This is a genomic window from Ventrimonas sp., from assembly GCF_048380235.1.
Classification (GTDB): Bacteria; Bacillota; Clostridia; order Lachnospirales; family Lachnospiraceae; genus Brotaphodocola.
Map to the genome: position 1 here is coordinate 31,179 of NZ_DBFCCJ010000005.1, position 13,781 is coordinate 44,959.

The 13,781-nt window shown below is 48.4% G+C and carries 12 protein-coding genes; all 12 read right to left on the bottom strand.

The genetic code is table 11. The features are described from left to right. Positions 1–257: 257 nt before the first annotated feature. Complete coding sequence (locus tag ACMP1L_RS00360; protein WP_418451582.1) at positions 258–1,316, bottom strand: 1-aminocyclopropane-1-carboxylate deaminase/D-cysteine desulfhydrase; 1,059 nt, start codon at positions 1,314–1,316, stop codon at positions 258–260. 33 nt (positions 1,317–1,349) lie between these two features. After that, positions 1,350–2,525, bottom strand: coding sequence for a UxaA family hydrolase (locus ACMP1L_RS00365; RefSeq protein ID WP_418451584.1), 1,176 nt, complete (start codon positions 2,523–2,525; stop codon positions 1,350–1,352). Next, entirely contained in the window at positions 2,522–2,842 is a 321-nt protein-coding gene (locus ACMP1L_RS00370) for a UxaA family hydrolase (RefSeq protein WP_118732048.1), read from the bottom strand. Before ACMP1L_RS00370 ends, ACMP1L_RS00365 begins: the two co-directional genes overlap by 4 nt. Positions 2,843–3,056: 214 nt before the next feature. Beyond that, a complete protein-coding gene (locus ACMP1L_RS00375) occupies positions 3,057–3,485 on the bottom strand; it encodes a hypothetical protein (RefSeq protein WP_118732047.1) in 429 nt (142 codons plus the stop codon). A 157-nt stretch (positions 3,486–3,642) separates the two neighbouring features. Next, entirely contained in the window at positions 3,643–4,464 is an 822-nt protein-coding gene (locus tag ACMP1L_RS00380) for a TPM domain-containing protein (protein ID WP_118732046.1), read from the bottom strand. Positions 4,465–4,480: 16 nt separating this feature from the next. Then, the gene (locus tag ACMP1L_RS00385) at positions 4,481–5,572 is read right to left on the bottom strand and encodes a hypothetical protein (protein WP_118732045.1); all 1,092 of its coding nucleotides are present in this window, start codon (positions 5,570–5,572) and stop codon (positions 4,481–4,483) included. Between the two features lie 214 nt (positions 5,573–5,786). Then, entirely contained in the window at positions 5,787–7,115 is a 1,329-nt protein-coding gene (locus tag ACMP1L_RS00390; protein ID WP_418451585.1) for an SPFH domain-containing protein, read from the bottom strand. Positions 7,116–7,308: 193 nt separating this feature from the next. Then, positions 7,309–9,309, bottom strand: coding sequence for a molecular chaperone HtpG (gene htpG / locus ACMP1L_RS00395; protein WP_418451586.1), 2,001 nt, complete (start codon positions 9,307–9,309; stop codon positions 7,309–7,311). Positions 9,310–9,482: 173 nt separating this feature from the next. Continuing rightward, positions 9,483–9,980: a DUF5721 family protein gene (locus ACMP1L_RS00400; protein WP_475544496.1), complete on the bottom strand. Its 498-nt coding sequence runs from the start codon at positions 9,978–9,980 to the stop codon at positions 9,483–9,485. Positions 9,981–10,050: 70 nt separating this feature from the next. After that, on the bottom strand, positions 10,051–11,052 hold the full coding sequence (locus tag ACMP1L_RS00405; protein ID WP_418451589.1) for a peptidylprolyl isomerase: 1,002 nt from the start codon (positions 11,050–11,052) through the stop codon (positions 10,051–10,053). 25 nt (positions 11,053–11,077) lie between these two features. After that, positions 11,078–12,583, bottom strand: coding sequence for a DUF2130 domain-containing protein (locus ACMP1L_RS00410; RefSeq protein WP_418451591.1), 1,506 nt, complete (start codon positions 12,581–12,583; stop codon positions 11,078–11,080). Between the two features lie 16 nt (positions 12,584–12,599). Further along, positions 12,600–13,382 (bottom strand): HAD family hydrolase, encoded by a 783-nt coding sequence (locus tag ACMP1L_RS00415; RefSeq protein ID WP_118732039.1) that lies wholly within the window; start codon positions 13,380–13,382, stop codon positions 12,600–12,602. Between the last annotated feature and the right edge of the window lie 399 nt (positions 13,383–13,781).

Sequence of the window (13,781 nt, forward strand, 5' to 3'; positions counted from 1 at the left end):
CAGACATTGTTATCTTTTTACTGATAATTTTTGTGCAGAAACTGGGCTTTCCTCCTTTCTTTTGTATACCACTTTCGTTTTTATTCATGAGCGGTATTCCACTTTTTCTTAATAATACCATAATTATAAACAATATGGTAGTACTTTTTGAGAAATTTTTCACATTTTTTCACATCAAACAGCCTACTGGTATACCAGTAGGCTGTTATCTTTTTATCATATCATTCTTTGCTTTTTTGTCCGTGAAATATCCCGCATTACTGAAGCACATTCAGGTCTCCAATAATGGCATTTTCCGAAAACAATGCCGTTGCTCCGCCAGTGTGAAGATAAATAACCGTGCTGCCTTTTTCGACTTTTCCGCTGCGGATATAATCCATCATGCCATGAAAGCTTTTTCCGCTATAAACAGGATCTGTAAAGATTCCCTCCGTTCTGGCCAGATAACGAATATCATCGTTGGCTTCCTTATATGGCATTTCATAGCCAGGTCCATAATAAGCGGCATCAATCTCAAAGATATCTTCCGATACCTGTTCCCCGGATTGCAGGAGTCCCAGGGTGCAGTTTCCAAGATCCACAATCTGTCTTGAATAAGAAACCGGATCCTTTGGCCCAACCTGAATTGCCACCAGACGGGTCTGATCACCAAGCAGTGCTTTTCCGACACTTAGTCCAGCCAGCGTTCCGCCGCTTCCAGTCGCCGTAAAGACCACATCAGGGTGAATCTCCATAGAGCGGGTCTGCTGCATCAGTTCTATGTATGCATCCGCAAATCCGCACACGCCATGTGGTGTAGAGCCACCTACCGGAATATCATAAACCTTATGTCCTTCCTGCTGCAGACGGGCAATATGTTCTGCAATATCCGCAGTCGAAGCCTGAATAGTATCTTTGGTGCTGCGCCCATTTGCAGGCAGGATATGAATCTCTGCTCCAAGAATCGTATCCAGAAGCAGATTCGCCCGAATGTCGGCGGCGTCCGGATTCACATGCGCAGCCAGATACAGAACCGGTGTCATTCCACATTTTCGCACGGCTGTGGCGGTTTCCATTGCATGGTTGGACTGGGTTGCACCGTAGGTAAACACTGTATCACAGCCTTTATTTTTTGCATCATTCAAAAGGTATTCCAGCTTGCGGATCTTGTTTCCTCCAAAGAGCGTCATGCCGGAAAAATCTTCCCGCTTCGCATAAAGATTGATTTCATATTCATTCGAAATGCGGTCCAGACGCTGAAGGGGCGTGGGATAAAATCCCAGATTGATTTTACCAACTCTTTGCAAAAGCATTTTTGCATTTTCTATACGATCCATACACGGATCCTCCTTATTTTTTATTCATGGTTGTTAAATAACCGGTCCCAACGTATGAATCTCAATTGCACTGTAGTAATGAAGGCTCTCGTTTTTGCTCACTTCGCCGTTTAAGGTATCTACCAACTTTGCGAATACTTCTTCGCCTACCTGCTCGATACTTTTCCTGCCCTCCAGGATCAGTCCCGCATTGATGTCCATGTCCTGTTCCATATGCTGATAGGTCACCGGATTTCCGCATACCTTCACAACCGGCATAATCGGGTATCCCTGCGGTGCTCCTCTTCCTGTGGAAAACATCATGATCTGTGCTCCGCTGCAGGCCATTCCAGTCAGAATCTCCGGTTCACGGCCCGGCGTGTCCTTGATCCAGAGTCCCTTCTTAATTTCCTCGCTGGTACGAACACGCTCTGGATATTCCATGACGCCCTGAATCGGGCTGGTGCCGGATTTTAAAATTGCGCCCAGAGACTTCTCCTCAATGGAAGAAAGTCCTCCCTCGATATTTCCCGGGGTCGGCTGTCCTTTTCGCATATCACACCCCAGCGATTTCGCACGTGTCTCCATCCGGTTCACAATAAAGCCGATCCGGTCTGCCACCTCCTGGTTCACAGCCCGCCGCATCAGGATATGTTCTGCACCGATAAACTCCGTCGTCTCTCCAAAAATAACTGTTCCTCCAAGACTTACCAGCTTGTCAGCCGCGTAGCCCAGCGCACAGTTGGATGCCATGCCGGACGTTGCATCGGACGCACCACACTTGATGGAAAGCACAACCTCAGACAGGTCTGCCTCCTCCCGCTGCTGACCAGAGATTTTCCGTACCAGGCCTGCAGCCGCGTCAATACCGGCCGCAATAGCTTTGCTAACACCGCCAAGCTTCTGGATTCCAATAATCTCCACCGGCTTTCCTGCCGCCTGGATCTCCTGGAACATTCTCGCATAATCCGTTCCCTCGCAGCCCAGGCTGACAATCAGAACTGCTCCTACATTCGGATTTAATGCAAGGCCGATCAGGGTATCCGTTACCCGCTTTAAATCCGGCGGAAGCTGGCTGCAGCCCTGGTGATGGAATAAGCCGACTGCCCCCTGCACGTTCTGCACAATGGCCTGCGCTACATCAGCTGCACAGACTACGCTTGGAATCACTGCTACCAGGTTCCGGCATCCTACACTGCCGTCTGCTCTTCTGTAACCGTAAAATTTCATTTGGTCTTCGCCTCCCCGCCGTCCTTATTCCAGTCACCTCTCGCTCTCATACTCTCCAGATTATGGACATGTACATGTTCTCCCTTTCGAATGTCAGCGGAAGCCATTCCTATCTCTTCTCCGTATTTTACAATAATCTGCCCCTTCGCAATATCCTGCAGCGCAATCTTGTGTCCGTAAGGAACCGCCTCCAGTGCCTTCACCTCTATTGTCTCTCCCTTTTTATCCCGGACCTGAATCGCATCGCCACCTTGTACCTGCTCAGCAAAGATTGTTGCCACATTGTCTTTGTCATTTACCTTCAGTGCAAGAACCATGTTCTCTCCTCCTTCTTAAGATACTTTCAGTTTACTCCTATAAAAATCTCCTGTCCAGTAGTAAGAATTTATTCATCTTTTTACAAAAAAAAGAGCCCCCAATCAGCAAAATTTCTTTTCTAATATGGTGGCCCTTACAATTTTCTTTTGTTTTTACAAGATTCTTTTTTAGCCCATATTCTGGACAACTTCTTTTATAAAAGTTTTTATTTCATTACGCAATATTCTGGCTGTTTTCCTCGCAGATTTCTTTTACGGAACGATCATCATGGGAAAGACCGTCTGCATACTTGCGGATAATATCCGCCGCATAGCGGATCAGCTCCGGATTCTCATTTTTCCCGATCGGCAGATTGCCGTTTGCCTGCTCCAAAAGCTTCTGAAGTGCATTCGCAATCCACAGTAATTTCGGAAGACATACCGGATGCTCTGCCTCATGACACACCTGCATGCTGTTGTCCTGCGCTTCTTTATTTCCGATCATAACGGTATGATACTCACCGTCCTCACTGACCCAGATTTCATCGTGAACGCCTGTATTCAGGAGACTTCCCAAATAAATTTCCTGCTCATCCTGACCGGTGAGAAATTTTTCTTCGGATTCTAAAATCAATTCTGCTAATTTTTTTATGCCTTTGTACATCTGTCCTACCTCTGTTAAACTCGAATTCTAATCTGCGCAAAACGCATTTCCTTTTATTATAAGGATATGAGCATGATTGACAAGTAGGATTGCTGTTCTTTTTTTAAGACATAACTCATTTTGTGCGGATCGGAATATGGTCAGCCACAGAGAGCTTCTAGAACTTTCCTCCGCCCCCGCCATGCGTTCTTCCGGAGGATGAGGTGTGAGTGCTGCTTCCGCCGGAGCTTTTGGGTTTTGGTTTTTCGGTTCTGTGAATGGTGCGGTAGAGAAAATAATCGCCGCCGGATGTTACCTGCAGGCTTCCCGGCCGGATGTAATCCCGCGCCTCCCGCTGCATGCCAACTGATTTGAGCTGGCTCTTCATGCTTCCCACTGCCAGCAGAGCTGCACCAAGGCCTGCCGCAAACGAGAGCCCCAGCCAGATCGCAGACAGCGGCTTTTTCGGCATATGGTCTGTATCGTAGGCTTCTCCGCTGTTGGCCTGATCAATAAAATCATCACACAGTTCTATATAGTTTTCAAATGCCCCCAGGTAATCTCCGTCTGCCAGCTGCGGCCGGATCTGTTCTCCGATATACCGGATACCGGCGTCCGTAAACACAGTAATTCCGTAGCCGCAGGTAGAGATATACCAGTCGTGATCCTCCAGACTGACCAGCAGCAGCACGCCGTCACGCTCATCTCCATATCCGAAATCACAATCATCGTAAAGGTTATCCGCATATGCTTCCACACTCTCGCCACTCAGGCTGTCCACCAGTGCTGCCGTCACATCAAAATTCTGATTGTGGCTGATCTCATCCAGCTGCTCATTCAGCTGTTCGGCCTCATCCCCGGAAAGAATCTCATCCGGGTTCTGAAAACGGTAATACTCCTCGGAAAATCCATCTGTATCTGCCATTGCCGGAGCACAGCCCAAAATAGAAAGAAGACCTGCTGCCAGAAGGGCCGCTGCATAAGCTTTTCTTGTTTTCATCGTCCTGTCCCTCCTGTTAAACTCCGAACATCCATAAAATCAGACGCAATATGTAAAATATCATAGTAAAGATCACAGTCAGCTTAATGGTCATCCTTCGTGCCGCGTTCTTATCTGCCGGGAGATCTCCAACAAATTTACCGGTCTGTCCGTTCATGGCAAACAGATACTTCTTCCCCTCCCATGTGGTATTTAAGATCCACACCGGAAGCAGGGCATACCGGACACTTCCGCCGTGAAGCTGCACACTGCTGTTCTCGGCGGCCACCGTGGTATAACCGGTCACTGTCTCCTCAAAAGCACGTTCTACCGACTTTTTCACACGCTCATTCGCGCGCGGCGCGCTCTCCTCTGAGTCTGCATCGTAGCGGTCTGCCAGATACCCGGCCAGGTAAGCAGGCTGGAACGCAACCGCCTCACTGATTTCAAACGGTTCTATGGATTCCATCAGATCATCCGGAATTTTAGAGTCTCCATCCACCGGGACCTTCTCAAATCCGATGCTGCCGCCCCGGTTGATCAGATAGAAGCTGGTTTCTGTATAGTCATACCGGCTGTCGCTCCAGAACCGGGTTCTGGTTCCGCGATAACGGATGTTTGCATCTGCCTCAGTGTCAAACAACCAGAACGGCACATAAATTCCGCGGATTTCATCAATATGATTCTGGTCTTTGAAAATCTTCGGCAGAAGCTTTTTCCCTTCCAGATGCTTCATCAGTCCGGATTTTGCGGCCTGTTTATCCAGTTTAAACGGAATGATGAGATCCGGGCGCAGCGCACCGGAAAGCTTTCCGGTCATTACGACAGGATTTCCGCAAAACGGACAGACTGACGCCGCTGTATTCTCATCCGCCACGATCTCACCACCGCAGGATTCGCAGTGATAGGTACTCAGCCCCTGCTCCTCCCCTTCCTGCCAGATGCTGCCCTCCGCCTTATCCCATCGCATATCATCCTGTTTTTCTTCCTTCAGAGTTGTATCATACTGCTGCAAAGTCTCAATTTCAAACTCGGTATCGCAGTAGGGGCATTTCAATTTCTGTGCCTTGCTGTCAAAGCGGATGCCACCTCCGCAGCAGGGACATTTGTATTCCTGTAGTTCTCCCATCTCATTTCTCCGATCTTTTCCCTTACGTAACTGTCCCGTGCCTTCACACGCACTATCTTACGATATCCCCCTCATCAAAGGGATCGTTACCGTCCACGCATGCGTGTCCAGCAACAGGATTTTGCCGATGCTTCGCATTCCAAATCGGCAAAATCTGCTGCCACCACTGCAACATACGGAATTTTCAGTTCAGAAAATCCCTACCCAGAAATAATTACAACGAATTTCCACATTCCGGACAGAATTTCGGCGGATGTGCCGGATCCTCCGGCTCCCAGCCGCACTTGTCGCACTTATAAAGAAGTGCCCCGGCTGGTTTCTTTGCTCCGCAGTTGGTACAGAATTTTCCCTTGTTCACGGCACCGCAGGAGCAGGTCCACCCGTCTGCAGGTTTCGGAGAACCACACTCCGGACAGAACTTTCCGTTTGCCCTGGTTCCGCACTTTGTGCAGATCCAGCTGCCTTCCGGCTGCATTTTCGGAATCGGATTTTGCGCCTGCTGCCCGGCTGGCTGCATGGGCTGTGCCTGCTGCTGTCCCATAGCAAACAGATTCTGCGCATTTGCGCCTCCTGCTGCGTTCATGGCCATGCCCATTCCCATAAATCCGGTCATGGCACCGCCGCCATTGGCTGCCGCTGCCTTCATGGCATCAATCTGGCCGCCTACCAGGCGTGCTGCTGCCGTGTTCGGATTCGTAGTCATTGCATTTTCTTCCCACTCCGTCAGTTTCTTTCTCTGATCATCTGGAATGCTTAAGGAATTAATGTTGACAGAAAATACCTCAATGCCTCGTTTCTGACGCCAGGAAGAAGACAGCACCTCATTTAATGCGTCCGAAATCTCCAGCGTGTGGGCCGGAATCTCATAATACTGGATTTTCTGTGCGGAGAGCTTTGCCAGCGCCGGCTGCAGGGCAGTCATCATCTCACCCTTTAAGCGGGCCGCGATTTCTTCGCTCTCATAAGTATCCGCAACATTTCCGCATACATTGGTATAAAACAGAAGCGGATCGCAGATCTTGTAAGTAAATAAGCCGTTGCAGCGGATATCCACAGACAGCTTGTAGCCAAGGGACTCATCCACCACAACGCGGAACGGGATCGGCGTTGCTGTTCCAAACAGGATTTCCCCCAGCTCCTTGGTGTTGATATAATAAACCCGCTGGTCTTTTGCCGTGTCACCTCCATAGGTAAAACGCTTACCCACGATCTTGAAGGTTTCCTTGATGCTGTCTCCCAGATTGCCGGTAAAAATGCTCGGCTCAGTGGAGCTGTCATAGGTAAATTCGCCTGGCTCCGCGCAGACCTCCACAACCTTGCCCTGCTCCACGATCAGCATGCACTGACCGTCCGCCACCGCAATACCGCTTCCGTTGGAAATGGCATTATCATTACCCTTTGTATTGGCAGAACGGAACGATGTCCGCTTTCTTCCTCTCTTCACCAGTATATCTTTATCCATTGCATCACAGTAGAAAAATTCTTTCCACTGATCTGCCAGAGTTCCCCCAAGTGCTCCTGCTGCTGCTCTGATCAGTCCCATATACTTACTCTCCCTTCCATATTTATGTCTCCGGCCTCTGAAAAGCAGATACCGGAACATTTTTTTCATTTTACCACAAATATCAGGAAAAAAGAAGAAAGCTGTCAGACAAATCTTGATTTCTGTTTGTCTGACAGCTTTCGCTTCAAAAGGCTTTATGCCCTGTATTCTGTTTTACCTGTGCGGCCGGTCATTATTTCTCAGCCAGCATCATCATGATCTCATTGGTACGTGCCACAAATCCGGTCATGCGCTCCGGACTTAAGCTGCCGTGCGCCAACAGAGCCAGATCGTAAAGCTGCTCGCAGATCTTATGGGTATTCTCGCCCTCACCGTGATTCAGTACATACTGGACCAGCTTATTGTTGGCATTTAATACCAGGGTCTCGCCTGCACCTCCGAACATGGACGGATCCATACCGTACATATTGTACATCTTCATCATATCCTGCATACGGCGGGTCTCCTCGGAGACGGTCAGCATGGAAGAAATGCTCTCATCTTTCAGTTTTTCTACCTTGATCTCCAGCTTGTCATTGCCGAGAGCCTTCTTGAAGGTTTCGGTCAGAGCCTCAGATGTCTTCTTGAACTCTTCATCATCGTCCTTGACCTCTTCCTTGAAGGTGCTGTTTAAATCTGCATCGATGCGTAAAAACTTCAGACCCTCATTTTTCTGCTCCAGATGACCGATGAACGGGCTGTCGATGCTGTGCGGCAGGATAACCGCATCCAGACCTTCCTTCTTGAACATGTTGATGTACTGGCTCTGCTCTTTCTCATCTGTTACATAGAAGACGGTGTTCTCATGCTTCTCTTTGTTCTCCTCCAGGCAGTCCTTTAAGGTCAGGTACTTGCCGTCCAGATTCTTAAAGAGGATGTAGTCATTCATCTTCTCTGCAAACTTTTCATCCTTAATGCAGCCAAATTTGATGAACGGTGCGATATCATCCCAGTATTTCTCATAGTTTTCACGGTCGGTCTTGCACATGCCGCTTAACTTGTCTGCTACCTTCTTGGTAATATAATCAGAAATCTTCTTAACAAATCCATCGTTCTGCAGTGCACTTCTGGATACGTTCAGCGGCAGATCCGGACAGTCGATGGCACCCTTTAACAGCATCAGGAATTCCGGGATCACCTCTTTGATATTATCAGCAATAAACACCTGATTGTTATACAGCTTGATGGTTCCCTCGATGGAATCGTACTCGGTGTTGATCTTCGGGAAGTACAGGATACCCTTTAAATTAAACGGATAGTCCATATTTAAGTGGATCCAGAACAGCGGCTCCTTGTAGTCGTGGAACACCTTGCGGTAAAAGTCACGGTATTCCTCATCGGTGCACTCGTTCGGATGCTTGCTCCACAGCGGAGTGGTATCATTTAAAGCCACCGGGCGTTTCAGAATCTTATATTTCTCTTTGGCCGGCTCGGTCTCTACCGTTTCTTTCTCGCCGTTCTCGTTTTCCTTCTCTTCCGTCTTGGCCGGCTCTACAATAGTCTCAATGATGGTATCCTTCTCAGTGAGCTCATCCTTCTCAATTGTTTCATACTGCGGCTCAGCTTTTTCGTTATTTAAAAAGATCGGAACCGGCATAAAGGAACAGTATTTTTCCAGAACCTCTCTTGCACGGTACTCATTGGAGAACTCGTAGCTGTCTTCATTTAAATACAGAGTGATGGTGGTTCCCTGCTCTGCCTTCTCGCCGTCCTTCATCTCGAAGGTCAGGCCTCCCTCAGACTCCCAGTGAACCGGCTTGCTGCCCTCTTTGTAGGAAAGGGTGTCGATGGTTACTTTGTCCGCTACCATGAATGCGGAGTAGAAGCCTAAACCGAAATGACCGATGATCTGGTCTTCATTGGCTTTGTCTTTATACTTTTCGAGGAAATCCTGGGCACCGGAGAAGGCGATCTGGTTGATGTACTCCTCCACCTCAGACTCGCTCATGCCCAGGCCGTTATCGGTGATGGCAATGGTCTTCTCATCCGGATTTACGGTAACCTGTACCTTATATTCCATGCCTTCCGGTTTGGTATACTCCCCCATCAGCTCCAGCTTTTTCAGCTTGGTGATGGCATCGCAGCCGTTGGAAACCAGCTCACGATAGAAGATATCGTGGTCGGAATACAGCCATTTCTTAATGATCGGGAATATATTTTCACTGTTTATGGATAAATTACCTGTTCTGCTCATAATACATTGCTCCTTTTCGATTCAGAATGGAAAGACAGCTCTTCAAACCGCCTTTCAAATTACCATAACGGTATTTTAATACCACAAAATCGAAAAGTCAATAAAAAATCAGCACTCATTTGCGTTGAGTGCTAATAATTTAGAAAATTTTAATTTTTATCAGGTTTCTGTTTTCAGACTTCTACGTAAGGTATCTGCAGCTTCTTGAAATATCTCCGGACTGTCTCATCCCATTCCTGCTCGATTTGCTTGTCCAGCATAAAAATTTTCAGGGATGTTCCGGTCACACAGGCCGCCGCGTGATTTTCATAACGGATGTTTAAATACAGGGCCGCTATCTGGTCTGCCGGAAGATCTGGCTTTACCCGGCGTATGAATTTCTCATTTTCCTCCGGTGAGAGCTGCAGAGTGATCTGAAAGCTCTCCGGCAGCTTTCTGCCTCTGATCAGGGAGTAACAGAACGGACGCAGCGTCTTCCAGGAAGAAAGCTCCTCGATCCGGTTCGTTTCCAGCTCCTCATCCGAATAATAGCCCTGGCGGATCCGCCCATCTATGGTAAAGCTGTTAAACGTCACAATGTTAGCCTCCCGCACCAGCCAGTAGTCAAAGGTCTCTCCCATAAAAAGCTGTGCGGTAAAGGTTTTTAAATCTTCTATTTTTAATGCGATCATCTGTAAATCCCCCTTTTTCGCTGCCTGCTCCTGCGTCAACTCTGCAAAACACCATTCCCTGCTCACGCAGCTACTCCCTCATCATCTCATGATACCGCTCAAAGAAATCGGACGTAGTACAGTCGGCCCCATCACTTAAGGATACCTTGTTCCAGATTGCTCCGTCAATTTCCACCCTGTGCTCTGCTTCGTAAGAATCGTAGATACTGCGGAACGCCTGATTTTTTCGCTGCAATGCCAGGTTGTTCTTGCGTTCCAGTGTTGCGTCCTCATCAAAATCACTGACACATTTTACCACATACCATTTTCCCTGCCATACAAACGGCTCACTGATTTCTCCTGCTTCCAGCGCAAAGACCGGTTCCTCATAGACGGCATCACGCTCGCCCCGCCCCACGGATACCTCAATGTCCGGATTCTCGGACTCTTTTCTGGCTGTAGCTGCAAAATCTGCCCCCTCATTTGCCACCTTCGCATAAAGTTCCTGTGCCTTTGCTTCGTTGCTGACTGCAATCTCCTGCACCTGAATTACCCTTGCCTCACTGTCACTGATTTCCAGGTTCACGTCCTTTGTCAGCTCGTCCACCAGCTTATTGGCCCGGTGATAAGCCTCATACATCGTGTATACATCATCCCGTGTTGCTTTGGTATAAGCCTTATCCGCATCCGTCAGGGAATTGTAGTAATCATCTGCCAGCTGCTTTAACTGCTCCCGTTCCTGACTGGTCAGCGTCAGTCCCTGCTCGTCTGCCAGAAGATTCATGGATTTGACCTCACCTAAAAAGGTGCGTATCTGCTCTAACAGATACGTCTGGAACGGTGTCTTGTCCTCACTGACCTCCACATTCCAGATCTGGTCGGTATAGACCTGGCGGTAGCGGTTGCGTTCCGTGGCAATGATGAGCATGGTCTGGGCATCCGTGTAACCCTCTGTGTCAGCACTGTCTGACACCATAGGAATGTTGACGCTGCAGGCGGTAAGGAACATGATCTGGGATGCAGCGAGAAAAGCCAGCATGGCCATTCTAAGTCTCCAGATAAGTCTCTTTGTTTCTGTTCTCTGATTTTTCATTCTTTCAATCCTGATTTTCCATTTTTTACTCTGGATCCTGTCCCGATCCTGCCTGATCCGGATTCTTTGACAGAAGTTCTGCTGCCCGTGCCTCCGCAAACTTCTCCTGCATGGTAGGATTCTTCCAGGTCAGCTTCTTGATGGTCAGGTCATCCAGCTTATTGTTTGCCAGACGCAGATTGTTCTCCGATGCAAGCAGATGGTCTTTCACCTTCTGCAGATGGTCGATAGTCTTGTCAATCTCGTCAATGGCTTTCTGGAACCGGTCGCTGGCCAGGGTATAATTTCGCCCAAACTTGTCCTTGAAATCCAGAAGCTTCTCCTCAAACCGGGTGATATCCAGGTTCTGGTTCCGCATTGTCTCCAGTTCCCGCTTGTACTGTAGGGAATTCATGGCGGCATTGCGCAGAATCGTGATGATCTGGATGAAGAACTGCGGGCGGATCACATACATCTTCGGATACTTATGGGACATATCCACAATACCCGTATTATAGTAGTCGCTGTCCGCCTCCAGAAGCGTTACCAGTACTGCGTACTCGCAGCCCTTCTCCCGGCGGTCCTTGTCCAGCTCTTTGAGGAAATCCGCGTTCTTATGCTTGGTGGCGGTAGTCTCGTTTTCATTCTTCATCTCAAACATGATGGAGATGTACTCCAGACCGTTCTCATCGTAATCCCGGAAAATGTAATCGCCCTTGCTTCCGCTTTTAGATACCTCATTATCCTTCTCAAAATAGGCATTCTGGAAGCCAATGGCCCGCACCTGGTTGAAGGAGACCTCGCAGTGCTGCTCCAGCGTTTCCCCCACCATTTTGGTAGACTGCTTCGCCTTTAAGTCGCGGTAGTATTCGATCATCTCGTCCTTATCTTTGAGCTGAATCTCATAATGCTCCTTGACGGCCTTCTCTTCCAGACGGCGCTCTGCCTCATAGCGCTCCTTCATAGACTGCTCCTGCTGCCTCAGCTGCGCTTCATACCGCTCCTTCAGTTCCGTCATGGATGCCTGCTGCTGCTTTAACTGCATGCCATAACTTTCCTGTTGCTGTTTCATCTGCATATCGTAGCTTTCCCGCTGCTGCTTCAGCTGTGCATCCAGACTTTCCCGCAGAGTTTTCTCCTGCAAAGCTGCCTGTTTTTCTGCCAGCTCTGCCTGCTTTCTTGTAAGCTCCGCCTGCGCTTTCAGCTCTGAGAGTTCAGCCTGCTGACATCGGATCTGCCCCTGCAGCTGTTCCTTCAAATTTGCTTCCGCTCTCGCCACCGCAAGCTCCTGTTGTTTCCCGGCCTGTTCTCCCTGAGCCTTCAGCTTCAGGATCTCTGTCTCTTTCGCCGCAAGCTGCTTCTCGTAGCTTTCTGCAGTCTGGGACTTCGCCAGTTCCAGGGCAGTCTTCTTCTCAGCCTCCAGCGATGCCTGCTGACGGGTCAGTTCCTCTTTAAACTCTCTGTCCCGCACCTGCTTTGCAATGGCAGCGTAGCCTTTTTCATCAATCTCAAATGGTTCCCCACAATTGGGGCATACCAGTTTCTTTTCCATATATTAAAACCTTTCCTTATACCAGCAGTTTCAGGATCTTCAGCACGCCGTCCCGCACATTGGTATCTGCCTGAAATCTGGCTGCTTCCTTAACTTCCGGTCTTGCGTTGCCGATCGCAAAGCTGTAGTAAGCCCGGCCAAGCATCTCTATATCATTTAACTGGTCACCAAACGCAATGGTCTCCTCCGGCAGAATCTCCAGACTCTCCTGCAGCAGCTTCACAGCTTCTCCCTTATTAACGCCGGTTGCCATACAGTCCAGCCACATATCACCGGAAATGGTCATCTTTAAACGGTCACCGTACTTTTCGCGCAGCTCCTTGGTGTGTGCTTCAATATCTGTCTTCCGGTATGCGGATACCTTGATGAACTGGTCATCTACTGCCAGTACATCCTTTACGCTCTTTGCCTGAAATTTATAACCGTTGACGATCCAGTCCTCAAACTCCGGATCCGGATTTTCCAGGTAAGCCACATCCGGGCCACCAACCATGACAGTCAGTCCTGCTTTGCGGATATCCTTTACCAGTTCTTCCACCAGAGAACGATCAATGGGATTTACAAACAGCTGACGGCCATGACAGCCCACATAAGCACCATTATCTGACAGATAAAAAATTTTCTCCTTGATCGGATCAAACACCTGCTCAATACTTGCCCACTGTCTTCCGCTCGCGGCTGCAAACTGCATTCCCTTCTCGCGAAGCTTCAAAATCACCTCAAACAGCTCCGGATTCAGCTCATGGCCTCCATCCTCCAGCAAAGTTCCGTCTATATCTGATACCACCAGCTTAATCATGGAATTCTCCTCTTCTCTTTTATCGATTCACAGTCATTCATACCTTATTAACTTACTATATAACCCTCCAACCGTCAAGAGAACCATTCTTCTCACTGCACATGAAAATTGCAATTATCTTCCTTCAGGTATTTCTGCATAAGGGCACTTCCTGAAAATACTTGCAACGCCCATGCAAACATGATATGTTATAGACAAAGCAGAAATATTCTTTTAAACCGTATTGGTTATGGTGCATTTGGTTACAGCCTGCGGTTCTCTCATTTCTATGGCGATGCCATTCTGAATTATCTACTGGAATTTTTCTTTGCTTGAACACCCAACTATCAACACAAAGGAATTCCAGAATGATAAAGAAAAGCAGAATGGGATTCCGGCATAAGGAAGGAGATGCCTATG

What these genes read in the sequence shown, in the direction of transcription:
- ACMP1L_RS00360 (WP_418451582.1), bottom strand. Translation starts at nt 1,316, where the DNA reads ATGGATCGTATAGAAAATGCAAAAATGCTTTTGCAAAGAGTTGGTAAA.
- ACMP1L_RS00365 (WP_418451584.1), bottom strand. Translation starts at nt 2,525, where the DNA reads ATGAAATTTTACGGTTACAGAAGAGCAGACGGCAGTGTAGGATGCCGG.
- ACMP1L_RS00370 (WP_118732048.1), bottom strand. Translation starts at nt 2,842, where the DNA reads ATGGTTCTTGCACTGAAGGTAAATGACAAAGACAATGTGGCAACAATC.
- ACMP1L_RS00375 (WP_118732047.1), bottom strand. Translation starts at nt 3,485, where the DNA reads ATGTACAAAGGCATAAAAAAATTAGCAGAATTGATTTTAGAATCCGAA.
- ACMP1L_RS00380 (WP_118732046.1), bottom strand. Translation starts at nt 4,464, where the DNA reads ATGAAAACAAGAAAAGCTTATGCAGCGGCCCTTCTGGCAGCAGGTCTT.
- ACMP1L_RS00385 (WP_118732045.1), bottom strand. Translation starts at nt 5,572, where the DNA reads ATGGGAGAACTACAGGAATACAAATGTCCCTGCTGCGGAGGTGGCATC.
- ACMP1L_RS00390 (WP_418451585.1), bottom strand. Translation starts at nt 7,115, where the DNA reads ATGGGACTGATCAGAGCAGCAGCAGGAGCACTTGGGGGAACTCTGGCA.
- htpG (WP_418451586.1), bottom strand. Translation starts at nt 9,309, where the DNA reads ATGAGCAGAACAGGTAATTTATCCATAAACAGTGAAAATATATTCCCG.
- ACMP1L_RS00400 (WP_475544496.1), bottom strand. Translation starts at nt 9,980, where the DNA reads ATGATCGCATTAAAAATAGAAGATTTAAAAACCTTTACCGCACAGCTT.
- ACMP1L_RS00405 (WP_418451589.1), bottom strand. Translation starts at nt 11,052, where the DNA reads ATGAAAAATCAGAGAACAGAAACAAAGAGACTTATCTGGAGACTTAGA.
- ACMP1L_RS00410 (WP_418451591.1), bottom strand. Translation starts at nt 12,583, where the DNA reads ATGGAAAAGAAACTGGTATGCCCCAATTGTGGGGAACCATTTGAGATT.
- ACMP1L_RS00415 (WP_118732039.1), bottom strand. Translation starts at nt 13,382, where the DNA reads ATGATTAAGCTGGTGGTATCAGATATAGACGGAACTTTGCTGGAGGAT.